23 protein-coding genes are annotated in these 24,212 nt (G+C 44.5%); 16 read left to right on the forward strand and 7 right to left on the reverse strand.

Features of this window, described 5'->3' with window-relative positions; all coding sequences use genetic code 11:
- Positions 1–19: 19 nt before the first annotated feature.
- Positions 20–1,351: a ferredoxin reductase family protein gene (locus tag OH460_RS00290; RefSeq protein ID WP_269993946.1), complete on the reverse strand. Its 1,332-nt coding sequence runs from the start codon at positions 1,349–1,351 to the stop codon at positions 20–22.
- A gap of 261 nt (positions 1,352–1,612) precedes the next feature.
- Here OH460_RS00290 and OH460_RS00295 point away from each other — a divergent pair, with 261 nt between their 5' ends.
- From OH460_RS00295 to OH460_RS00305, 3 genes are all read left to right on the forward strand, one after another.
- Positions 1,613–2,278, forward strand: a complete 666-nt coding sequence (locus OH460_RS00295; protein WP_269993948.1) for a flavin reductase family protein — start codon at positions 1,613–1,615, stop codon at positions 2,276–2,278.
- A gap of 135 nt (positions 2,279–2,413) precedes the next feature.
- Entirely contained in the window at positions 2,414–3,205 is a 792-nt protein-coding gene (locus OH460_RS00300) for a CLCA_X family protein (protein ID WP_269993950.1), read from the forward strand.
- Positions 3,206–3,311: 106 nt separating this feature from the next.
- Complete coding sequence (locus OH460_RS00305) at positions 3,312–3,635, forward strand: DUF4144 domain-containing protein (RefSeq protein ID WP_269994673.1); 324 nt, start codon at positions 3,312–3,314, stop codon at positions 3,633–3,635.
- A 135-nt stretch (positions 3,636–3,770) separates the two neighbouring features.
- On the opposite strand, the gene OH460_RS00310 is transcribed toward OH460_RS00305, so the two are convergent.
- Positions 3,771–5,099: an anaerobic C4-dicarboxylate transporter gene (locus OH460_RS00310; protein WP_061033029.1), complete on the reverse strand. Its 1,329-nt coding sequence runs from the start codon at positions 5,097–5,099 to the stop codon at positions 3,771–3,773.
- A 412-nt stretch (positions 5,100–5,511) separates the two neighbouring features.
- On the opposite strand from OH460_RS00310, the gene OH460_RS00315 reads away from it, so the two are divergent.
- The 9 genes from OH460_RS00315 (at position 5,512) to guaD (ending at position 15,934) form a co-directional block, all read left to right on the forward strand.
- Complete coding sequence (locus OH460_RS00315) at positions 5,512–6,171, forward strand: HAD family hydrolase (RefSeq protein WP_269993954.1); 660 nt, start codon at positions 5,512–5,514, stop codon at positions 6,169–6,171.
- Between the two features lie 196 nt (positions 6,172–6,367).
- The gene (locus tag OH460_RS00320) at positions 6,368–6,994 is read left to right on the forward strand and encodes an HD domain-containing protein (RefSeq protein WP_269993956.1); all 627 of its coding nucleotides are present in this window, start codon (positions 6,368–6,370) and stop codon (positions 6,992–6,994) included.
- Between the two features lie 53 nt (positions 6,995–7,047).
- Positions 7,048–7,563 carry a GNAT family N-acetyltransferase gene (locus tag OH460_RS00325; RefSeq protein ID WP_269993958.1) on the forward strand — a complete coding sequence of 172 codons (516 nt, stop codon included), beginning with the start codon at positions 7,048–7,050 and terminating at the stop codon, positions 7,561–7,563.
- Positions 7,564–7,688: 125 nt separating this feature from the next.
- Complete coding sequence (locus OH460_RS00330; RefSeq protein ID WP_061033026.1) at positions 7,689–8,375, forward strand: DNA-3-methyladenine glycosylase I; 687 nt, start codon at positions 7,689–7,691, stop codon at positions 8,373–8,375.
- 193 nt (positions 8,376–8,568) lie between these two features.
- A complete protein-coding gene (locus OH460_RS00335) occupies positions 8,569–9,303 on the forward strand; it encodes a GntR family transcriptional regulator (protein ID WP_269993961.1) in 735 nt (244 codons plus the stop codon).
- Between the two features lie 459 nt (positions 9,304–9,762).
- Positions 9,763–11,208 carry a xanthine dehydrogenase small subunit gene (gene xdhA / locus OH460_RS00340; protein ID WP_269993963.1) on the forward strand — a complete coding sequence of 482 codons (1,446 nt, stop codon included), beginning with the start codon at positions 9,763–9,765 and terminating at the stop codon, positions 11,206–11,208.
- Positions 11,201–13,591 carry a xanthine dehydrogenase molybdopterin binding subunit gene (xdhB, locus tag OH460_RS00345; RefSeq protein ID WP_269993965.1) on the forward strand — a complete coding sequence of 797 codons (2,391 nt, stop codon included), beginning with the start codon at positions 11,201–11,203 and terminating at the stop codon, positions 13,589–13,591. The genes xdhA and xdhB overlap by 8 nt, the downstream gene beginning before the upstream one ends.
- Before the next feature lie 67 nt (positions 13,592–13,658).
- Positions 13,659–14,540, forward strand: coding sequence for a xanthine dehydrogenase accessory protein XdhC (gene xdhC, locus OH460_RS00350; RefSeq protein ID WP_239940647.1), 882 nt, complete (start codon positions 13,659–13,661; stop codon positions 14,538–14,540).
- Positions 14,541–14,599: 59 nt separating this feature from the next.
- Positions 14,600–15,934, forward strand: a complete 1,335-nt coding sequence (gene guaD, locus OH460_RS00355; protein ID WP_269993971.1) for a guanine deaminase — start codon at positions 14,600–14,602, stop codon at positions 15,932–15,934.
- A gap of 50 nt (positions 15,935–15,984) precedes the next feature.
- Here guaD and OH460_RS00360 read toward each other — a convergent pair whose 3' ends face one another.
- Both OH460_RS00360 and OH460_RS00365 read right to left on the reverse strand, forming a co-directional pair.
- Positions 15,985–16,812 (reverse strand): DUF3037 domain-containing protein, encoded by an 828-nt coding sequence (locus OH460_RS00360; RefSeq protein WP_269993973.1) that lies wholly within the window; start codon positions 16,810–16,812, stop codon positions 15,985–15,987.
- A complete protein-coding gene (locus tag OH460_RS00365; protein WP_269993975.1) occupies positions 16,812–17,606 on the reverse strand; it encodes a hypothetical protein in 795 nt (264 codons plus the stop codon). Before OH460_RS00365 ends, OH460_RS00360 begins: the two co-directional genes overlap by 1 nt.
- A 282-nt stretch (positions 17,607–17,888) precedes the next feature.
- Between OH460_RS00365 and OH460_RS00370 the strand changes: the two genes are divergently transcribed.
- The 4 genes from OH460_RS00370 to OH460_RS00385 all read left to right on the forward strand — a co-directional run bounded on the left by OH460_RS00370 (position 17,889) and on the right by OH460_RS00385 (position 21,819).
- Complete coding sequence (locus OH460_RS00370) at positions 17,889–18,770, forward strand: AEC family transporter (protein WP_269993977.1); 882 nt, start codon at positions 17,889–17,891, stop codon at positions 18,768–18,770.
- 241 nt (positions 18,771–19,011) lie between these two features.
- Positions 19,012–19,539 carry a hypothetical protein gene (locus OH460_RS00375; RefSeq protein WP_116871013.1) on the forward strand — a complete coding sequence of 176 codons (528 nt, stop codon included), beginning with the start codon at positions 19,012–19,014 and terminating at the stop codon, positions 19,537–19,539.
- A 159-nt stretch (positions 19,540–19,698) separates the two neighbouring features.
- Complete coding sequence (locus tag OH460_RS00380) at positions 19,699–21,078, forward strand: metal-dependent hydrolase family protein (protein WP_269993980.1); 1,380 nt, start codon at positions 19,699–19,701, stop codon at positions 21,076–21,078.
- Between the two features lie 108 nt (positions 21,079–21,186).
- Entirely contained in the window at positions 21,187–21,819 is a 633-nt protein-coding gene (locus OH460_RS00385; protein WP_269993981.1) for a DUF3299 domain-containing protein, read from the forward strand.
- Between the two features lie 154 nt (positions 21,820–21,973).
- On the opposite strand, the gene OH460_RS00390 is transcribed toward OH460_RS00385, so the two are convergent.
- The 3 genes from OH460_RS00390 to OH460_RS00400 all read right to left on the reverse strand — a co-directional run bounded on the left by OH460_RS00390 (position 21,974) and on the right by OH460_RS00400 (position 24,196).
- Entirely contained in the window at positions 21,974–22,408 is a 435-nt protein-coding gene (locus tag OH460_RS00390) for an META domain-containing protein (protein WP_061033019.1), read from the reverse strand.
- 21 nt (positions 22,409–22,429) lie between these two features.
- Positions 22,430–23,086, reverse strand: a complete 657-nt coding sequence (locus OH460_RS00395) for a hypothetical protein (protein WP_269993984.1) — start codon at positions 23,084–23,086, stop codon at positions 22,430–22,432.
- Positions 23,087–23,542: 456 nt separating this feature from the next.
- A complete protein-coding gene (locus OH460_RS00400) occupies positions 23,543–24,196 on the reverse strand; it encodes a hypothetical protein (protein ID WP_269993985.1) in 654 nt (217 codons plus the stop codon).
- Positions 24,197–24,212: the final 16 nt, after the last annotated feature.

Here is a 24,212-nt window from a genome sequence, read left to right on the forward strand (position 1 = left end):
CACGAATCTATTTCAAGCTTTAGCGCATCACAAACAACTCTTCGTGATAGTGCTTTTCGATATCAAATTGATAAGCGTCTAACTCTTTCTTCAATGATGTTGAGAACAACTCTGGTCCACAAAAATAGAGTTCATAATCATTCAGGTCACCACATTGGTTTGCGATTAGTCCGGCGTTTAGTCTTGGAGAATGCAAAGTATCAATAACGTTCAGCTTTACTCCCACCTCATGAGCTAAGCCTAGTAGCTCATCAACCAAATGATCGTCGATACCACGAGTACAGTAAAACAACTCGATTCGAGGGTGATCTGGTTCACTCTTGAGCGCTTCAAGTGTGGCAAAGAACGAAGCAATCCCGACACCACCAGCAACCCAAATTTGTGGCTTGCTCAAATCAAATTCAAGACGGCCATAAGGTCCTTCAACTCTTACAGTATCACCCGCTTTGACTCGCTCGTACAAGCCATCAGTAAAATCACCCAACTCTTTGATCAAGAAACGTAGCTCTGAATCTTCACTGCCAGAAACAATGGTAAACGGATGCGGGTCTTCATTACCGAAACGCAAGTAAGCAAACTGCCCTGCTTTGTGACCTTGCCAAGATGCATCCGGCTTTAACACAAGATCCATCACTTCAGCCTGTGGAAAATAGCGAGTCAAAGCGATAGTTGCTGAGTGACGATTACGACGCCCAACCAAACCCAACAAACTGTAAATCGCGGCGATAGATCCAACCAAAGCAAATGCCACCGTTAGGTAATAAATAGGCTCTCCCCAATACGCTCGTTTAAGCAGTATTACCGAGTGAAAAGCGATAAACAGATACGCGACCGACATCAGACGGTGCGACAATTTGAACGGTTTATACTTCACTACCGCCCATAGTGATGCCACAAGTAGAACGAGTAATAAGTAAAAACCCCATTCACCGATACTTTGAGCAATATCGCGCAGTTCGTTGACCCACATTTCCCAACCATTCAAGACCGTTTGTGGCCCTGAACCATCATGTCGAACAGGCTTAGCCAAGATGCCAAAAGTCACCAGCGACTTAGGAATTTGGTACCACAACCAGTGTGTGACACCCAATGCCACACCACCGATACCAAGCCATTTATGGACTCGATACGCTTTATCCATACCTTTGAGCCAATTCTCGACCATAGGCAAACGCATTGCCAAAACCATGGTAATGGACATTAACATCAGAGACAAAATACCGGAGTACTGAATCATGGCTGAGCGCCATTCAAAGACATTGTTTGAAGCGAATAATTGCGGTTCCATCGCAAACCAAAAGGCTGACATTGTGGCAATCATTGCCCAAATGATATTGCGGACTGTTTTCATTTTTTAACACTCTTAAAGACGACACCCTTACTTTAGATTGCGTGATGTAAAGCGACGTCAACATGCGTAAATCTATGCAAAGACGACTAACTACCATGTGCTAGCTGAACCACAGTTCCCGATTCGCGATTGAACTACATAACCGATCGCACCAAGTGGGCTCTCTGGGTTCGTGATTTCTTTGATCGATAAAAAGCCCATGTTCGTACATATAGGCTCATAAAAACGCAGGTTCATTTAATCAAGTAGGAAGAGAAAGGTATGAAGGACATCACCCTGTCAAAGAACGATCTTCAAGCCATGGAGCAGCGAGGGCGCACTCGACTAGTCAACTCATTATCGGGATTCAAGAGTGCAAATTTGATTGGTAGTTGTGACAGTCAAGGGGCAGTAAACTTGGCTGTGATAAGCTCGGTAGTACATTTAGGCTCTCACCCTCCGCTATTCGGATTCATTGTTCGCCCGTGTAAAAGACGCCGCCACACCTTAGACAACATTCTCGAAACCAAACAGTTCACGATTAACAGTATTGGCGCTGACTTTTTCAAGCAGGCTCACCAAACCTCTGCGCGATATCCTAAAGAAGTATCCGAATTCGAGTCGGTCGGCCTGACACCTTATTATGACGATGACTTCTCAGCGCCGTTTGTACTGGAAAGTGCTTTGAAAATTGGGTTGGAGTTGAAAGAACATATTCAGATAGAGAGTAATCACACCCAAATGCTGATTGGCGAAGTCGTCACGCTTCACGCCCCAAAAAGTGCCTTCATGCCCGATGGGTACTTGGATCTGGAGGCTTTAGACACAGTCACCATATCAGGCCTAGACAGTTATCACGTGACACAAAGGCTGCACCGACTAAGCTACGCCAAACCCGATGAACCTCTGTTTCCGTTAACTCGCGAAGGCGATCCCACCTCATGGTAGGTCCTTCAACCTAACTCAAAGTCATTTTATTCAGAAATTGGCTACGAAAAGTGGTAACTTCCTCGGCTTAGGTTTGTAAGGCTCTGGGCCGTACCTGATAGCATTTGCGTCATACACTCATTTCTAAGGAATCCTTTGAAGTTAACCCACTTTAAATACAAGACGCGCAAAGGCCCAGACTATCGACATGGCGATCAGGTGTCTTTTATGGACATTAAACAGACCTTCGGTATGGGCGGTATTCGTGTGGGCGCTTGGGTAACCAAAGAAGAGAAAGACTTGGCTGCGAACTTGATATTCGACTCTTTAGCGGACCTCGCTTATATCTTGGCTCTACCACCTGAAGCGATTGGTCTGCGCGGTACGTTAGGTTTAGCGTTCGGCAGTGGAGGCAGAAAAGGCGTGCAAGCGCATTACGCCCCCAACCAACGTGAACTAGCGCTCGCTAAAAACGCAGGTGCCGGTGCGCTCGCTCACGAGTTTTGGCATGCATTTGATCACTACATTGCTGAAAAAGCATTTGAGATTGGTGATACATCAGGGCCTCGTAAACACATCTTGTTTGCTAGCGATTGTTGGTTACACGATAGAAAGGTGCGACCTCATCCATTAAACGAGAGTCTGATGTCGCTGTTCGATGCCACGCTACTCAGCAAAAATCACTTGGATAAACACGATTACGTTGCCCGAAGTGTCATAGCCGACAAAGCGACGTCTGCTCGTTACTTCTCGTTACCAACAGAGATGATGGCGCGCGCTTTTGAATCTGCGATTGAATCCTGCTCTGATATCGAAAACTCGTACCTGGTCGATGGTACAACCAAGCCGAATATGTTCCCCCTCTATCCAGACCTCACGCATAGAGAAGAAATCTACAATGCGATGCAGGGGTATTTTGCACCGTTGGGCCGCTCTTTGAGCAAGTAGCTCTTTAAGTAAACAGCGTTTTGGTCAGATAGAACAATAGATGACCCAATCTTCAAAACTGTTTATAGTCAACACAAACTTCAACACACATGATTCAGAGGCAGTAATGATCCGTTGGCCATCTTTAGTAAAACTCGACGGCGATGATGAGCTTATTTACGTCGCATCCGAGAACGATTTTCAGGCAGAATGCTCAGACATGATCTTGGGTGAAGATGATTACCTCATCGATTCTGAAGGTGACAGCTACGCACTTCAATCGAACTCAAATCAACTGTCTTTAGCAAAACGACCTGAGCAGTATTCAGTAGAAAGCGTGACTAAGCTGATACGAAATCATGAATTCCAGAAAGCCGAAGTATGCCTGATGAAGATCCACTTCCTAACAATTGAAGATGCGATTCAGTCTTTGGTTTTTGAGCCTCGTTAAGAATGGTTATTAATTCAAAACCTAGATTCGAATCAGAACTTCCAAACAGAACAAACAAAAACAGCGCCAATTTAGGCGCTGTTTTTCGTTTCTTATCTCGTTATCGCTAGTTAAATTAAGCGACCGAAAGCTAGGTTAAGCGATAAAAATCTGTGCCAGAGCGTAGCCTAAGCAACATGCGCCTACTACACCGATTAAACCGACCGACATGAATGAGTGGTTGAAGTACCACTTACCAATCTTAGTGGTACCAGACACATCGAAGTTCACCGTTGCGATGTCAGATGGATAGTTCGGGATGAAGAAGTAACCGTAAACTGCGGGCATCAAGCCGATTAGCAAGGCTGGGTCTAACCCTAAACCAAGGCCAACCGGTAGCATCATACGTGCAGTAGCCGCTTGAGAGTTCACCACAACCGATACGATGAATAGTGCTAGTGCGAACGTCCAAGGATAGTTTGTTACCATTTCAACGATGCCCGATTTGAACTGAGGCATTGCGTATTGGAAATATGTATCCGACATCCAAGCGATACCAAAGATAGCAATGGCCGCCACCATACCCGATTTAAATACCACACCATTTGGCACATCACGTGGGTCAGTTTTGGTTGCCAGTAAAATGATACCGCCGAAGCAGAGCATCATCATTTGGATGATGACCGACATCTTGATTGGCTTGTCGCCGTCTACAATGGTTCTGATCTCTGGCACCATCGCCACAATTACGATCACGACAATAGAAAGTAGGAAAATTAATACCGCGTTACGAGCCGAGCTAGGTAGCACTTCATCTAGAGATGTTGCTGTGGTGCTCTCAATGCGCTTTTTCCACTCAGGATCTTTTAAGCGCTCTTGATAATCAGGATCGTCGTTCAGTTCTTTACCGCGTTTCAAGCTGTACAGAGAAAGTAACAACGTACCGAACAAGGTTGCAGGCACCGTCACCAATAGAATCGAAAGCAAAGTGATAGAGTGTTGAATATCCGATAGCTGCGCTAAGTAATAAACGACGGCTGCCGAGATTGGTGATGCGGTAATCGCAAGTTGAGATGCAACAGAAGCTGCCGCCATCGGGCGCTCAGGGCGAATCCCGTTCTTCAATGCCACATCGCCAATGATAGGCATGATCGAATAAACCGCGTGGCCAGTACCCAACAGGAACGTCATAGAATAGGTAACAAATGGGGCTATTAGGGTGACACGTTTCGGGTTCTTTCTTAGCACCCTTTCCGCCACTTGCAGCATGTATTTTAAGCCACCAGCCGCTTCCAGGATCGAGGCACAGGTTACCACCGCGAGAATGATCAGCATTACGGTGACAGGTGGTGACGTTGGTGGCATCTTGAAGATAAAGACTTCAATAACCAAACCAATACCAGAAACAACCCCTAAACCAATACCGCCATACCGAGAACCGATATAGAGAACGACAAGTAAAAATAGAAACTCAAAATACAACATAAGCAACCCTGCTAAAAATGTGGACTAGGGTTATTTTGTCTTTATGTTCAATGCGCTACTTATTGGTAGATCACACAATCATTGAGCGTTTTAATGGATTGTTTTTTATAAGATTAGGGTCACGATAACAGGCGATTAAGTATCTAAAATGTAATTTTTCACTCAAGTGAAACTCTAGGATTGTTATGCATTCTGATGTTCATTGTTTCTTTTAGAACGCCTCAATCTATAAAATTTAAATATCATAACTAAACGTTATCACCCATTCAGAAACCCATAACGGACTCTCCCTATTCTCCTCAATTTTTGTAATACGATTCTTGCCATTTTTACTTAACTCTAACTCGCCTATCCCCATACACTGTGTCAAAATACCCGCCCTTACGATGACAATACAGAAAGAACCACGAATATGAATTTTCAAGCTGCTATTTTTGATATGGATGGACTGCTGCTCGACACCGAGCGACTTTGTATGCAGGTTTTTGAAGAAGCATGTCACGCGCAAGGTGTTCCGTTTTTGCAAGATGTTTACCTAGGCATCATTGGTTGTAACGCAAAAACCATCGAACAGATTTTTCGAAATGGCTACGGTGAAAACCTAGACTACCCAGCACTGAATAATGAATGGCGCACCCGCTATAGTGCGATAGTTAAAAACCAAGCCATCCCAGTAAAAGATGGCGTGATTGAGCTGCTTGAATGGCTAAAGTCAAATGACATTCCAATCGCGGTAGCTACCTCAACTCAGCTAGATATCGCAAAGAAGAAGCTCGAGCTAGCAGGCCTAGATTCTTACTTCACTTCACTAAGCACAGGCTGCGAAGTGACTCACGGTAAGCCTCACCCAGAGATCTACTTATTGGCGGCAGAACGCCTAGGTGTTGCGCCTGAAACTTGCTTGGCGTTTGAAGATTCAAACAACGGCATTCGCGCTTCTATGGCAGCCAACATGATCAGCTTCCAGATCCCTGATTTAGTAGAGCCATGTGACGAAGTAAAAGCGCTTGGACACACCATCAGCCCTTCTCTACATGATGTGCTAGCACAGCTTCAACAAACTGCAGCTTAGGCTCTCACTGCCGTTGATAATGCTTTTATCAACGTAGTCAAGCCTCTCTATTAAGCCGACTCACAGAGTCGGTTTTTTTGTTGGTATAGTTTTTATAAAAGATAAAAACTCGCGCTTGAAACTGTTAAAGTCGCTTTGGGATAAATGCTAAGTAATCAGCAAGATTGCTAACATCTAAATATGGAGACAGAGACGCGTGAAGGAAAAGTTTGAAGACCAACTGCTTGAGTTTGCACAGCAAGAAATGACACAAGATGCAGCACACGACATCAGCCATATTAAGCGTGTCGTCAAAACCGCAAAAGCTTTGTGCGATCAAGAACAAGCTAAGCTTGAAGTCGTGTTACCTGCCGCTTATCTTCATGATTGCTTCACCTTTCCTAAGAACCACCCAGACAGAGCCCAAAGCTCAACAATGGCAGCAGATAAGGCGATCTCTTTCCTCAAATCTATCGACTATCCCGCGTCCTATCTTGATGAGATCCACCATGCCATTGTCACGCACAGCTACAGCGCCAACATCACACCTGAAACCTTAGAAGCTCAGATCGTCCAAGATGCCGATCGCCTTGATTCTCTCGGTGCAATTGGTATCGCTCGCTGTTTGTATGTGGGTCAGAGCTTTAACGCTGAACTCTATAATCACGAAGACCCGTTCGCGGAACATCGTGACTTAGATGACAAGCATTACAGCGTCGACCACTTCTACGTGAAGCTGTTTAAGCTCGCTGAAACCATGAATACAGAGTCCGCCAAGTTAGAAGCCAACAAGCGCACCGACTACATGCGTGGCTTTCTTGAGCAGTTGGGTGCGGAAGTTTAGCCGCTTAGAATTAGCAGCTTAGAAAAAGGACACACGACAAGGAGAAAAAGGATATGGAAATAAACCGCTTTAAAGCATCCGACGCCGACGAGATCGTCACTTGGTTTACATCCCTCGAAGACTACGTACTGTGGGGAGGGCGAACCTTTGGTTGGCCGTTAGAGGCCTCTTCCATCATCGAACGTTCTCAAGAGCCCCATGTCGAGCTCTATACCTTCTCTGAATCTAGTGCTCTCTCTGAACTGAGTTCGAATGGCAATCACACTGAACTGATCGGGCTTATGGAGTTTCAACGTATGTCAGACAATGAACTCCGATTCTGCCGAGTGGCCATTCACCCAAGTCAGCGTGGTAAAGGGTTTGGGCAGTCCATGATAGAAAGTGCATTAGAAACCGCAAAACAAATCCCTGATGTCACCACCATCAGCTTAGCTGTATTCCAACAGAATCACGGTGCGAAACGTTGCTACGACAAAGCGGGCTTTCAAGTGGTAGACAAAGAACCAAAATTCAAAGAATTCAATGGCAATACCTGGCCCTTGTATCAGATGGAATTAAAGCTCAGCTAGCGTGTTTTACTCGGCTTGATCGTTTTAATTAACAGACTTACTTTAGTTAACAGAATCGTTTTAATTGCCAGACTCGACCCCATATCATTAAGCATTGGCTACACAGATGTAATTTGGAACCTTCAATGACCCAAGAAAAATTCGACACCATTTACCAACGTGCCGCTCACCGTAAAGGTGGCGCAGCAGAGCTCGAAAAGATTGTTCGTGCGCCTCTTTCACAGACCGAGTTATCACAAATTACCGACGACCGTTGGCTAGCCGCTTTTACCGAGAAGGTATTCCAGTGTGGTATTTCGTGGAATGTGGTGAGAAAGAAATGGCCGCAATTTGAAGAAGTGTTCTTTGAATTCAATATCGAAAAAATGCTGATGCTGCCGAATGAGATGTGGGAACAAAAAGCGCAAGATCCACGCATTATTCGCCACCTCACCAAGGTGATGACCATCCCTGCCAACGCAATGATGATCCACAATGCCAAGCGTGAAGCGGATTCCTTCTCACAAATGGTTGCCGACTGGCCATCAGAACGCATCACAGAACTTTGGGATTATCTGAAGAAACACGGCAAGCGATTAGGTGGTAACACAGGTGCTTACACCTTGCGCCAAATGGGAAAAGACACGTTTATCTTATCTTCTGACGTTGAAGCGCACCTGCGCAGCACAGATGTGATTGATAGCGGTCGTAACACCAAACGAGCACAAGTCGCGGCAAGTAAGGCTTTCAACGAGTGGCAGCAGCAATCAGGTCGTACCCTGAGCGAAATAAGCCAGATCGTCGCCTACAGCTGTGGCGATAATCGCGTCTAGTTCAATAAGAATGGCTTAAAGCTTTAGATTGCACACCGTTCCCTGCAAACTAAATGTTATAAGTCATTAACAAATAAGCGTGCATCGCACTTTCATCCGGTGGCATTGTATAGATAAATGTATACAATATAGAGTAACACTCATGAATTATTCTCGACCAATCCAACTCGACTAAACAAGGGCCCTTATCTCTATGACAGCTCTCAAAAATTCTGTCTCCAAAGGTGTAAAAACAAAAGTAACAGGCCAGACTCAAGACGATGTTGTTTACTGCCATATCTTCGACGCAATACTAGAACAAAGGCTGCCACCAGCCACCAAATTAAGCGAAGAAGCGTTAGCAGAAATCTTTGGCGTTAGCCGCACTATCATTCGCCGTGCCTTGTTACGTCTCTCTTTAGAACAGGTTGTGGTGATCCGTCCAAACCGAGGGGCCATGATTGCAGCACCAACGGTAGACGAAGCCAAACAGATATTTAAAGCACGTGAAGTGATGGAGCTTGCAATCACAGAGCTTGCCGTAAAAAACGCAACCAAAGCTCAAATCGAAGATTGCAGAAAGTTGGTAGCGAAAGAGAACTGTGCCTTTGACCAAGGTGACTACGGCTCTGGATTACGTTTGTCTGGTGAGTTCCACATCAAACTGGCAGAAATGGCAGAAAATGCACCCCTGCTCGCTTTCCAACGCAGCCTAGTATCACAAACCTCACTGCTTATCGCTCAATACGAGACAGGTAATCACTCGAACTGTTCTTTGGATGAGCATGAAGGATTACTTGATGCCATTGAGTCTGGTGATGAAGAACAAGCCGTCGAATTGATGAAAGAGCATTTGAGCCACATTCGTTCTAAGCTCAACCTAGACAGCAGCACCGCATCGAGCGACCTGCATGTTGTGTTCTCAGATTTACTTAAGAACAAATCATAACGAGCTAACTATTCCAATCCAGCTCTAACAACTTTTTGTTAATAACTTTTTATTAACAAGACGGGAGAGAAGTAATCCTCTGTGTTTACTTCTCTTTTTTTATGCCTTTCCCATAATGACAGACGCGAAGATCGACTCATTTCACCTCAAACACTCTCTATTCTGCCCTAAATAGCGCTCTTAGCTTCTACAGTATTTGATCCATCAATGCCAAAACCTTGTCTTTATTTTGTATACATAGCTATTAATTCATTCACACCAAAAAACTCAGCACTTCCAATTTAAAGCCTAATAAAACAAACAACTACAGACAAAAACAAATTGTACACAATCCAACAATGTGCAACATTGTTGCATTTTTGTAAATAAATAGTTGACCACAGGGTCAGGATGGATAATTATTGACCTAGAAGTCAAAAAGAATACACATGGAACAATGTCGATTTACAAGGAGGTCTCTTGATTACTTTTTTGCTCAATCAGGAAATAAGACGTGAAGACAATCTGTCGCCGAATATGACAGTGCTCAATTACCTTCGTACCAAGGTTAATAAAACCGGTACCAAAGAAGGTTGTGGGTCGGGTGACTGTGCCGCATGTACCGTCGTTTTAGGTGAAGTGGTGGATGGACAGCTGCAATACCGCTCGGTGAACTCTTGCCTTACGTTCGTTTCAGCGCTGCACGGAAAACAGCTAATCACAGTAGAAGATCTACAAAACCGAGATAAGTCACTGCACCCTGTACAGAAAGCTGTGGTTGATTTTCACGGTTCACAGTGTGGTTACTGCACGCCGGGCTTCATCATGTCGATGTTTGCGCTAGGCAAAAACAAACCCGATGCGAGCAAAGAAGATGTCATGGAATCACTGGCGGGTAACCTATGTCGCTGTACAGGCTACAGGCCTATTGTTGATGCCGCGATGTCGCTTTCAACAGACCAACCTTTGATCGACCAATTTGCTGAACTTGAACGCAACACCATCAAGAAGCTAGAAGATATTCAAGACACCGAAGCCAACCTACGCCTTGGTCACCTCACCGCTTTTTCACCGAAAAGCACTGATGAGTTGGCCAAGCTTTTCCAAGCCCACCCGAACGCTAAGCTGGTTGCTGGCGGCACGGATTTAGCACTGGAAGTGACGCAATTCCACCGCGAGATAGAAACACTGATCAGCGTAAACCTTGTTGAAGACATGAAGGTATGTGAAGAGACAGACACCGACTTAATCATTGGTGCTAACCTTCCAATCAGTGACTCTTACTCACTACTGAAAAAACACTACCCAGATTTTGGTGAGCTGTTACACCGCTTTGCTTCGCTGCAAGTACGTAACCAAGGCACCATCGGCGGTAATGTTGCCAACGCCTCGCCTATCGGTGATACGCCTCCCCTGCTGATTGCGCTTAATGCGAAAATCAAACTGCGCTGTGGTGATGAGTCTCGCATCATGCCGATCGAAGATTACTTCATCAGCTACAAGGTAACAGCTCAAAAAGAGAGTGAGTTCATTGAGCAAATCATCATTCCTAAGCCAACCAACGACAGCTTCCGCGCTTACAAGTTGTCTAAACGTTTAGACGATGACATCTCTGCGGTATGTGGTGCGTTCGATATTCAAATTGAAGATGGCAAGGTGTCTTACGCTCGTATCGCCTTTGGCGGTATGGCTGCAACACCTAAGCGCGCGGTGCGTTGTGAAAATACGTTATTAGGCAAACCGTGGACAGACGCTAATATTAAGTTAGCGATGCAAGAACTGTATAACGACTTTGAACCGCTCTCTGATTTCCGTGCAAGCCAAGAATACCGTTCATTGTCGGCAGCAAATATGTTGCGTCGCTACTTCATTGAACAACAGAACAAAAACAACCAAATCGAAACAAGGGTAACGTCTTATGTCTAAATCACACGAGCATGCGATGACCCACGAAGAGATGGTTACCATTGCAAAACAAGATCTAAAAACTGGCGTCGGAAAAAGCGTTAAACACGACAGTGCAGCCAAGCAAGTAACGGGCGAAGCGGTATACATTGATGACCGCCTAGAGTTCCCAAATCAGCTGCACGTATACGCACGCCTGAGTACTCAAGCACACGCCAACATCACCAAAATAGACCTGTCACCGTGTTACGAATTCGAAGGCGTGGCAATTGCCATTCAAGCGAAAGACGTACCGGGTGAACTGGATATTGGTGCAATTCTTCCGGGTGACCCACTTCTTGCCGATGGCAAAGTCGAATATTACGGCCAACCTGTGATTGCTGTGGCAGCTAACGATTTAGAGACTGCACGCAAAGCCGCACACGCTGCAATCATTGAATATGAAGAACTGCCTGCGATTCTTGATGTAAAAGAAGCGCTAGACAAAAAACACTTCGTCACAGAGAGCCACACTCAACAGCGTGGTGACTCTAAAGCAGCGTTGGCAAAAGCGAAACACGTGATATCTGGAGACCTAGAGATCGGTGGCCAAGAGCACTTCTACCTAGAAACTCAAATCAGTAGCGTAATGCCAACCGAAGATGGCGGCATGATCGTCTACACATCAACTCAAAACCCGACCGAAGTTCAAAAGCTGGTTGCGGAAGTGATTGGCGTGCCGATGCACAAAGTCGTGATTGATATGCGTCGTATGGGTGGTGGTTTCGGTGGTAAAGAGACTCAAGCAGCCTCTCCTGCGTGTATGGCAGCGGTGATTGCGCACCTGACAGGCCGACCAACCAAAATGCGTTTGCTGCGCAGTGAAGACATGCAGCAAACCGGTAAACGACACCCGTTTTACAACCAATACACCGTCGGTTTTGACGACAATGGTGTGATTCAAGGTGCTGACATTACCGTTGCAGGTAACTGTGGTTACTCGCCAGACTTATCAAGCTCTATCGTCGACCGTGCGATGTTCCACTCGGACAACGCTTACTACCTAGGCGATGCAACCGTGGTTGGTCATCGATGCAAAACCAACACAGCATCGAACACTGCGTATCGTGGCTTTGGTGGCCCACAAGGCATGATGACTATCGAACACATCATGGACGAGATTGCGCGTTACCTGAAAAAAGATCCTTTGGAAGTACGTAAGGCGAACTACTACGGCGAAGAAGGCCGTAATGTAACCCATTACTACCAAACCGTTGAAGACAACTTTTTACCTGAGATAACCGAACAGCTTGAACACAGCAGTGACTATCACGCACGTCGTAAAGAAATTGCTGAGTTCAACAAGCAGAGCCCTATCTTGAAGAAAGGTCTTGCTATCACACCTGTGAAATTCGGCATCTCGTTTACTGCGACTTTCTTGAACCAAGCAGGTGCGCTTATCCATATCTACACCGATGGCAGTATTCATTTGAATCACGGTGGTACGGAAATGGGGCAAGGCTTGAACATCAAAGTGGCACAAATCGTTGCACAGGAGTTCCAAGTCGATGTCGAACGTATACAGATCACCGCTACAAACACAGACAAAGTTCCGAACACATCACCAACCGCAGCCTCATCGGGCGCCGACCTCAACGGTAAGGCCGCGCAAAACGCAGCAATAACCATTAAGCAGCGCCTGATCGACTTCGCTTCTGCACACTTCAAAGTGTCTCCAGAAGAGGTAGTGTTCAAGAACGGCATGGTGCAGATCCGCGATGAGATCATGGCCTTCAACTCATTTGTTGAACTGGCTTGGTTTAACCAAATCTCGCTATCGAGCACTGGCTTCTACCGCACTCCGAAGATCTATTACGATCACGAGAAGGCGCGCGGTCGTCCGTTCTACTACTACGCCTATGGTGCTTCTTGTTCAGAGGTCATCATCGATACTCTCACTGGCGAGAACAAGATTCTGCGAGTTGATATTCTGCATGACGTGGGCGCTTCACTGAACCCTGCGATTGACATCGGCCAAGTCGAAGGCGGCTTTGTGCAAGGTGTCGGCTGGTTGACGACAGAAGAGTTGGTATGGAACCAACAAGGTCGCTTAATGACCAATGGCCCAGCAAGCTACAAAATCCCTGCGATTGCTGATATGCCAATTGATTTCAGAACACACCTTTTGGAAAACCGCAGCAACCCAGAAGACACAGTATTCAACTCGAAAGCCGTGGGTGAACCACCTTTCATGTTGGGTATGTCGGTATGGAGTGCATTGAAAGATGCGATTAGCTATGTAGCCGTTGATGGTGCAATTCCAAAGCTCAACACACCAGCAACGCCAGAGCGTATTTTGATGGCGATTCAGGAAGTCTCTGAAAAAGCCCCGACCTCGGTCGATGCTCAATCAGAAACGGCTTAGAGCTGATAGATATGTCTTAGGGCGTAATAAACAGCTTAGGAAGCATAGAAGGGATTTAGGAGGACATATGTTTAAGGATAATTGGATTCACGAACTGGCAAAACTGGAAGAGAACTACGAACCATGTGTCATGGTGACAGTGCTTGAAGACAGAGGCTCAGTGCCACGTGATGCGGGTACCAAGATGCTTGTCACTCGTGACCGAATCATCGCTACAATTGGTGGTGGTCACCTTGAACATGTGGCCACTAAAATGGCGCGTGAAATGCTGATTGCTAGTGAAAAGTCGCTCAAAGTAGAACGCTTCAATCTAGGTGCTCGTTTAGGCCAATGTTGTGGCGGAATGGCAACATTAAGCTTTGAACCCATTGGTACTCAACAGAACCATCTCGTGCTGTTTGGCGCTGGCCATGTGGCAAAAGCGCTGCTACACATTGTCGCGACCCTGCCCTTCCGTGTGACCTGGATTGATGAACGTGAAGAAGTGTTCCCTGACACACTTCCTCACGGTGTCAAAAAGCTAGTCACAGACGATCCGGTTGGCGAAGTTAAACACATGCCGCCGAACAGCTACTACCTAGTGATGACCCACAACCACCAGCTTGATTTCGATTTAACGAAAGCCATTATCGACCGTGAAGACAGCCGTTACTTCGGCATGATCGGCTCGCTGACCAAGCGTAAGAAGTTTGACTTCCGCCTAGAGCAGCGTGGCTATAGCCAAGAGCAAATTGAAACTATGATTTGCCCGATTGGCATCAGCGCTGTGAATGGCAAACATCCCGCTGAAATCGCTGTATCGGTTGCGGGTGAACTGATCGCACACTATCAAGGGCAAGCGCTTGAACAAAAGCGCCCGACCAAACAATATCGAAATCAGGATTTGACCGAGCAACACAGTCAACCAAGCGATGTAGGCGAACCACCTTTGGAAGAGAAGATCGCCTAGTACAAGTCGCAAAGCTTCGGTAGCCATAACGTTACTGAAGTCATTAAAAGGAAGTAAACATGACAACGCAACGCAAAGCTTATCGCGCCAGTATTTTACACAGCGTAGCCGACCCAAAAGACGTTGGTATCGATGAGTCTTACGACTATTTTGAAGACGGTGTTTTAGTGGTTGAAAACGGCCACATCGTCGACTTAGGCCATGCCGATGACGTATTGGCGCGTCAGCCTAAAACACTCGAAGTAAGAGAATACAAAGACAAACTGATCACCTCTGGTTTTATTGATACGCACATCCACTACCCTCAAACGGGGATGATCGCGTCTTACGGTGAGCAGCTTCTTGATTGGTTAGAGAACTACACCTTCCCAGAAGAAAAACGTTTCAAAAACCCAGTCTACGCACACAAAGTGGCAAAACTATTTCTAGACGAACTGGCGAGCAACGGTACCACGACGGCACTCGTGTTCGGCACCGTGCACAAAGAGTCAGTCAACGTGTTCTTTGAAGAAGCAGAGAAACGTAACCTACGTATGATCGCAGGTAAGGTTTTAATGGATCGCAATGCGCCAGATTACCTAACCGATACACCCGAATCAGGCTATACAGACTCAAAAGAACTCATCGAAAAATGGCACAACCGTGGCCGCTTGTTGTATGCAGTGACACCGCGCTTTGCGCCAACCAGTACCTCGGAGCAACTGGCAACTGTAGGTAAATTATTAGAAGAGTACCCAGATGTGTACATGCACACTCACCTTTCAGAGAACGAGAAAGAGATTGAGTGGGTGAAGGCTCTATTCCCAGAACGTGACAGCTACCTAGATGTATACGATCACTATGGCTTACTGCACAAACGTTCAGTTTTCGCACACGGCATTCACTTGTCTGATTGCGAGTGTAAGCGCCTAGCGGACACCGAATCTGCTATCGCTTTCTGTCCAACCTCAAACCTATTCTTAGGCTCAGGTTTATTCCGATTACCAGAAATGGAAGAACACGGAATCCGTGTTGGTATGGGTACCGATGTGGGCGCAGGTACTAGCTTCTCTATTCTGCAGACCATGAGTGAAGCCTATAAGATCATGCAGCTTCAACATAAGAAATTGCACCCAGCTAAGTCGCTATTCTTAGCAACTTTAGGTGGCGCACGTTCTCTGCATTTAGAAGATAAAATCGGTAACTTGGAAGTGGGAAAAGAAGCGGATTTCGTGGTGTTGGACTTGCACGCTACCCAACTGATGCGCTTTAGAATGGAACAAGCGACCAAGCTTGAAGAAAAACTGTTTGTACTGATGAGCTTGGGTGACGACAGAACCGTCAGCGAGACTTACATCTACGGTGAAAAGGCGTACGACGCTAATTTCAAAGAATATAAAAAACTCGTCAGTTAATGTGAAAAGAATAATAAAGAAGCGCTCTACTACATTAGAGCGCTTTTAGTTTACTGAAGGTTTAAACTATCGTGATTCGTTAGCTTTATCATCAAGTCATAGTAGGAACTAGAGTCCTCGTCACTATTCATATTAAACATTCTATGACAGTTCCCCTCAACCAGCGCTAAATGACCTGATATTTGATACTCTGTTTTTGCATCTGCTGCATATACAAAATACTTTTGAATATGATCAGATATATTTTTTTCGCCTTCATGAAAACTTAAAACTTTGAGGGCTGTTTCCTTAAATTTGTTTGCCGTATCTGACACATTAAAATCTACAACGCTACTCATATGATAACAGCCATTCTTTAACATAAAATCAGCAGTTATTCCTGATTTTTCATTCAATACAAATGAAGGTATGACTTTATGATGGTATAGGTCATCCACATTGTTCGAAATCAAACTCTGCCGATTTAACCTTCTTTTAATATCTGAAACTAACCTACATGATGTCCTTCTTTTGCGAGGTTCTACTGCCGAGAAGGGTCTAACCAAATCATCATAAAGCTGTTGGATCTTTTGAGTATATGTTTCATGTGGCCTAAGTTGGAAAGTAGAAGACGTACTAATTTTGATACCGAGCATACTCTCATTGATTATCTCGATCGCATTATGTTGATCAGAGACAAACAGTTCATTTAAGTTCGTGGACAATCGATTTAAAGAGTTTTGATTCGACTCACCATCAAACATCCTAATCTTTGCATAACTGTCTAGCAGGCGAATATCCCAGCCATTAGGACCGTTAACAACCAATCCAATATTAATAACCTCTCCTCTTTTGAGGTTTGGAATATACTTAATAATTGAAAAATCATACCAATCCATTAGAACCCCTCCTGCTTAAGCTTTTCTATTCTTTCAAAGAAACTTTCGCTTCCCCACCAACTTAAAAATGTAGCTTTATTTTCATCTAGCATCCATTCTTCAGGCATCATCCCTAAAATAGACCGAATAGTATCAACTCTGATATTTTGAATTTCTTCAAGCGTTTTGGTGACTATCGCTTTTTTTAATTGCCTTTTATCACGAACATCCCACTTAGTGTCTTGGGTATTAGTTCCCCCCTCAAGAGCTTCAAAACGATCATACCCTGTCTCATACCAAGACTTATCAAAATCATATGCTACACCTATCTTGCCACTAAATACCTTGCGTACAAAGAGGTTCCCGCGATGCCTATCAATATTATTGACAAAAATATCTAAGGCGTAGACTTTACTAAAAAACTCAGCCCCATTTTTAATAGCATCTTTACCTGATAGGACTCTTAGGAAATCAGTTATGTTTTCTAGATACCCCGCGTTAGCGTCCCATTCAGAACCAAAAGCATAGGTTCCATCTTTCATACGAATAATTTGGTACTCGGGAACATTTACTTTTATGGTTCTCGCGAGTTCATAACAAAATAGTTCACATGCAGGCACGTAACCTTTGTGGCTGTTAGTCACTTCTTTAACAGCGTAATCACGATGGTTATCTGCACTTACAATACGTTTTAAATTGGTAGACGTTATTGACTCTTCTGATAATTCATGTATCTCTATCGCTTCCAAGGGTACTATCGATTGCTGGTAAGTGAATACTTGCTCTTGTATGTGCTCTAACACTGATACTGACATTTATAAACTACTAATTTAAATGGATTTTTATCCATTTATACTACTATAAAAAAGTTACAAATAACAAAACATATATACACACTGTTAGGGGGTTGGGTCCTACTTTCGTTTTAACCTTCATCACCCCATCATTTACTGTGTTGAACTCAAAAAAACACTAATTATAGTTCGTCAAATGCCCTGCACCCATGACTTAGATGCTTTAAGTTGGTAGGTTAAGAGTTAAACAAGTATTTATCAGTTTACAGCGAGATTTTCTCTACTCGCTTAGAAAGGAATTCTATGTTCGAACAGGTCGTTAGCATTCTGTTTCCCGTTTTTGCACTCGCCAGTGCTGGCTTTGCAGTCGGTCGTTGGCTTAAGCCCGATTTCAAGCCAATCAATCGCATTAACATGGATGTCTGTATTCCTGCTTTGGTGTTTGCATCGCTGACCACCATGCCACTCGACACCGAACAACTGCCGCTGATTTCAGCCTCTTTGGTTGCGGTGTTAGTGCCCGCACTGCTGATGATTCCGATCTGTAAGCTCTTTAAGCTCAATTTCAAAGCTTGGGCTCCGCCACACATGTTTCGCAATAGCGGCAACCTTGCGATTCCCCTATTCACGTATACCTTTGGCGAAAGTGCATTAGCCCCAGCGGTACTGCTGTTTGTGGTGTCGGCGTGTGTTCATATCAGTGTAGGCTTAGCGTTATTAAGCGAAGGTAACCCGATCAAACAGATCTTCAAGATGCCAATATTCTTGGCTGCTTTATTAGCAATGACACTAAATTTGTCCAGTATTGCAGTGTGGAATCCTATCTACGAAGCCACATCGCTGCTTGGGCAAGCTGCTGTTCCCATCATGCTGCTGTCGCTGGGGTCACAAATGGTCAACTTGAGGCTGAGCGGTCTGAAAGTCGGCTTGTTATGTACAGCGCAATCTCTGTTCACTGGAGCGATCGCTTTTACGATCATCTACTTCTTCATTCCTCTACCCACTCTACACTTGCAGATGATGGTGCTGTTCACCATGCTGCCACCTGCAGTGATGAATTACCTGTTTGCAGAAAGGTTCAACGTAGAGCCACCTAAGGTCGCCTCTATGGTGTTGTTCGGCAACTTCTTAAGCGTGGTAACGCTGCCTATACTGCTATCTTTTGCCTTGTCGATATCAAGTTGAAATCCAGGATTTATCTTACTTATCAAAGCAAAAAAGTGGGAGCGCGCCTCTCTAAAAGTGGATGACAATAATCGAGTCTACCATTCAGTTTTCCATTCAAGGCCTTGCTCCCTGAACAAAGCAGCGAAAGTGTGCAACGAAAAAATATTCTTACTTTGACTTTATTCCCATCTAACTTCATCTTCCTGAGATAACAATATATCTACGCATCACTCCACTGCTCTTAGTCTTTATAAGTCATATGAAAATTAAAAATTTAATACCTCTACTGCTATGTACCTTCTCTCACCAAGCATTGTCTGCTGCAAATTTCACTACCGATTTTGTAGAGCTTGGGATTCAAACAAAGCCAAATGGTATTAGTTTGGAAGGGGGGAGAGATATCAATGACAGCCTTGCGCTTCTGGGTGGGGTAAGCTCAAATGCCGATCTCGATGAAGACAACTATGACGTTTATATCGGGCCTCAAGTTTACGGGCCTATCAACCAAGCCATCGATCTCAATACTCAACTATTGCTTCACTACAACAAAGGATCTTACGCTCCAGGGAAAAGCAAAACCTTTATTGAATTCAACGCTGGGCTTAGAGCCTGGATTACCCAACGAGTAGAGGCAAATGTCATGGTAGGTGCAAATGGAGAGCATTCGATCTTTACGTTTGGCGCGAGATTCCATGCAACGGATAAAGCCGCATTCTCGATATCTTCTAAGAATAACGGGATTTATGGGCCTCAATTACAACTTGGTGTTAGATACAACTTTAATTAAGTAGCTGTAAGCAAGGGTTCTTAAAAGCAAAGTGACCATTTGGTGACACATCTCGTAATCAACATATTTATCACAGCAAAATCCCAATACACATCCTATATTTAACAGTGGCTTAAATTCAATAAGTACCGTTCTACGTTAATTATAAGGATATAAAAAATGAAGAAGACTTTGCTTGCCACTTCACTCGCATTGGTAGCGTCGTTTGCCTATGCCGAACAAGAGGCTCAACTACCACAAACGTTATTTCAAAATGTCGATGTCTTCAACGGCACTGAAAACAAGTTGTACGAAGACCATTTTGTACTGGTCGAAGGCAACATCATTACCTCCATTTCAGCGAAGGCAATTGATGTTCGCGACGATGCCGTTGTAATAGACGGTACAGGCAAAACCTTAACCCCAGGCTTTATCGAAAACCATGCGCATTTGATGCTAATGGGCCCAAGCTTGCCAACGATGGAATCGAACACCACATGGGAAGATTTCGCCATACACGGAACGCGTATGGCGGAGATGTACCTGATGCAAGGTTTCACCACAGTTCGTGACGCCGGTGGTGCCAACGGCGGCCTAAGAAGAGCCATCGATGCAGGGCAAATTATTGGTCCTCGTTATTACCCATCCGGTGCATTTTTAAGTACTCGCGGCGGACACGCTGACTTTGCTAACTACACCGCTCCTGTCGGTGAAGAAACCAACTTTAGCCGTTTGAATATGGCACAAGAAGTCGATAGCGTTGCCGAAGTGAAGAAGTACGCTCGTAACAACTTCCGCATGGGTGCAACTCAGTTGAAATACATGCAATCCGGTGGTGTGGTATCTGCCTTTGACCCGTGGCAATTACTGGCAGGTTCACCTGAAGAAGTCGGTGCAGCGGTTGAGGTAGCCGATACTTACGGCAGCTACGTAATGGCGCACTCCTATCGTAAAGAGGCGATCATTGGCGCACTAAACGCAGGCGTTAAATCGATCGAGCACGGCTTTATGTTCGACTGTGAGATTTCGGAGCTCATGGAAGAAAAAGGAGCGTACATCACCACCAACCTTACCGCGTTCGACCCTAACCTTCTTGAGATTCCTGCAGTTAAAAACGTTGCATCAAGTTTAGCCAAAGCAAAATCAGCTTCTGCAGCGTTTAAAGACTACATCCCGAATATGAAGAAGTGTCCAGCACCTCGTGGCTTCCAAACTGACTGTGTAGGCTCTGTTGATGCTTGTAACATTCAAATCGCTTACGAGAAAAAGCTAAACAACGACTTCTTTGGTCCTTACGAATCATTGAAAACTCTTACGTCTGTCGGTGGTGAAATTGCCACACTATCAGGTGACTTCATGAACCCATATCCGGATGCGAAACTGGGTGTGATTGAGAAAGGCGCATACGCAGATATTCTGCTGCTTGATGGTAACCCATTCGAAGACTTTTCTGTGGTAGGTACCGGTGACCAATGGTTTGGTGCCGATAAGCGACCAGACTCACCAGAAAGCATTAAGCTCATCATGAAAGATGGCGTTGTCTACAAAAACACACTTTAGACATCAAGTTTCAAAGTCATAGCTCATAGATAGAGCATGGTTCATCGGCTTTTACCGGCCGATGAATCACTTGAAACGACCTAACACCAACCAATAGCGAGCCAAACATTGAATAGATTTATCACCCTATTTGTATCCATAGTTTCGTTTGGTAGCCTAGCAAGTGAACCAACAGAACTCGATTGGAAAGACCTGAGACCAGTACATGCACAGAACCAAATGGTGTTGCCTGAGATCAGCTATCAACAAAAACTGACACTTCAAAAAATATTCACCTTAAGCCAGTACAACGATCCAAAGACTAATGATGAGTTAGCCACCCTCAAAGAAACATTGAAATCGGAAGGGCTAGACGCCGATGAATTACTGAAACTGCGTTCAGAGTACATCGCGAATCAACAGCGAGCATCAGAAACAGTGACTCAAGACTTTGACGGTAAGAAGGTGCGTATACCTGGGTTCCTGGTTCCAATTGCTTTCTCAGCGCCCCTCGTCGCTACCGAATTCTTGTTAGTTCCTACTGCTGGAGCATGTATACATATGCCACCACCACCAGCGAACCAAATTGTCAGAGTCTCTTACCCTGAAGGCTACAAAGTAGAAACCGTTCAGTATCCAGTCTGGGTAGAAGGCGTGATTTCGTCAAAACTGACCACCGACAATGTATATCTTGTCGATGGCGATACCGATGTCACCATGGGGTACGATATGAATGCTTCGTTGGTAGTGAATTACCACTAACTCAAATGGCGTAAATCACGAAGTGCTAATACTAGCTTTGGTTTCACCGACAACTCATAACCTATAACAAAAAGAGCCTCATCGAGGCTCTTTTTAACATCCAATCAATTCCAAACCACACTGTGGTTCTCCGCCAAATTAGACACAATCCAAACTAGCTTGATGGTTCGAAGACCAACGTATTGTCATGTCCGATGATCGTCAACTGTTCACCCGCATCGTCGTAAGCCACAGTAACGCTCTCTTCGAACGTATCAAAAATCAGATTCTCTTGAATCGCTTGAGTTCCACTACAGCCCATTCTTGTGCTGGCAATTGGTGTGAACGCCAAATAGCCTTGTTCAAATGTCGTCACTTGGGTAACGAAGTGGTTACAGCCCGTACGACCATAAATATTATCTCGTGCTATTTGTATTGATGCTTGGTGCGTCGGTTGCTCACCATTAACACGAATAAGATTCCAAGGCCCCATAACAGCCTGATGCATGGACGATAACTCACGAGATGTTTCTATTTCTTGCGCTTGAACGACTGTTCCTAACACTCCAGAAAATAACAACACACTAAGCGATAAAATTACTTTTTTCATTATTCTTTCCATTACTTATAATTACCAACGCGTGAATTTAATTGAGACTGCTTCACCCATTCCTAGCCCTAGTCCGCCAGCTTTAAGGTCAAAAATCTCGCCAGCTTCTCGGTCCCAAATTTTCACCTCATGGTAAAACAAGCCGCTGAAGTAGTGCCCCTTATTATCGAGTAATTCGATCTGTTCTCCCTTCTCAAGCTTATCGAAGAATCGCTCATCAATATAAGATGAACCAGAGAAAACAGGGATTGTTGTAATACCAGCGAAGCGCATCACTAGCTCACCATAATCACCAACAGCACAGGCAATCACAATACCTGCACCGCCACAGGTCGTGACACGATATTGCCAGCCAGAATCGGTAGTAAAAGCACGCTTGATCGTTCCTCGCCCTAATACACCATCTATTTGAATATGCACTTCTTCCGGCAATGTCGTGCCTTTAATTTCAAACATATGAGGTTGAGAGTTACGGAAGTAAGGTATAGACATACCTTGACTAACGAATCGCTTAGTTGGTGTGATAACTTTGATTCTTAACCTATCACCATCAATGTAACTAATGAGATTAGACAGGGAGCTTGGGTCATTCATATCAAGCTGTTCAATATCAATCCAAGCACCTTTATTAATTGAATAAAAGGCTTTCATCTCTTCGCTGCCACTTTCTCCAGACATGTCCAAGCTATTCTTGATAAATAACGTTGAACTTAGCACCGAGTTAGAAAACAGCAAGGTTAATAATAGAAATGTAAGTTTAATTTTCTCCAGCATATACTGACCTTAATATTTAATAAGTATTTTAGCTGGCAGAATATTATGTATAAAAAACAAGCAAAACAACACATGATAAAATAATATATTAGAATCAAGTTGGGGCGCATACTTTTTTACGGTTTATAATAATATAATTATCATACTTAGAACTAGAAATATAAAATTTAACAAGATCAGTAAGAAAAAAACCAATGAACACAAAATTATATAAATTAGGGGACGGTAATATTAGCCACATAATAATTTAAACTGGGTTGCGTATGGTTATTTATCAAATAATAAAATGACTAACACGGAAAAGAAAACGAGAGGCTTCCTCGTCAAAGAAAGCCATACCCACTGAATCTAAACGGTAGTTTACCCAAGCTTGTCTAGTTTAAGCTCCGCCGTCACCTTAGTAAGGCGCAGGGCTATCGCAAAGCAAACTAAATAAGGGCTTACATACCAAAAGAGACTTTCTAGTGGCTGCTTCACCTGTGCCTCTCTGGTCTTAATATACTGGTTTTTCTGTTTTTCATACTGGTTCAGCATACCACTCACCCACACAGCATCACTTTCTACTAATAAAACACTAGGCGCAGGAACCGTAAAATCAGCCGCATTTGGCAATAGAGTGAAATCCACATCTTTAAACGTCATCGCGGTGTTCAAATACCACAAACACGCTTCATGGTGCTGCCCATAATTGTCTAATGATGGTTGTCCATTGCAGACATCACTTCTTAACTTATCCAAAGAAAACTGCTGTACAGACTCTAAAATCGCCACCGCTCTGGTTTGTTCTGTTTCGACCCAGTCACCTGCAACTTTGGCACGAATTTCAGACACGGCACCGAGCATTCCAATACCCGCCAGTAGCGGCCACAAATAGTCCATCCGTTTCCATTTTCGTCGGCTCAAGTTGAACCCACACCAAAGAGGAAGGTGTAAAAGGAGCGTTAGCCCCAGTGATAACAAAACGAAATTCAAAGAGCTAGAGAGCATGAGTTCGCTATCGAAGAAGTTCTTCATAATGAGTTACTTGCTG

Origin of the sequence: Vibrio sp. Makdt, assembly GCF_027587015.1 — a bacterium.
Taxonomy (GTDB): domain Bacteria; phylum Pseudomonadota; class Gammaproteobacteria; order Enterobacterales; family Vibrionaceae; genus Vibrio; species Vibrio chagasii_B.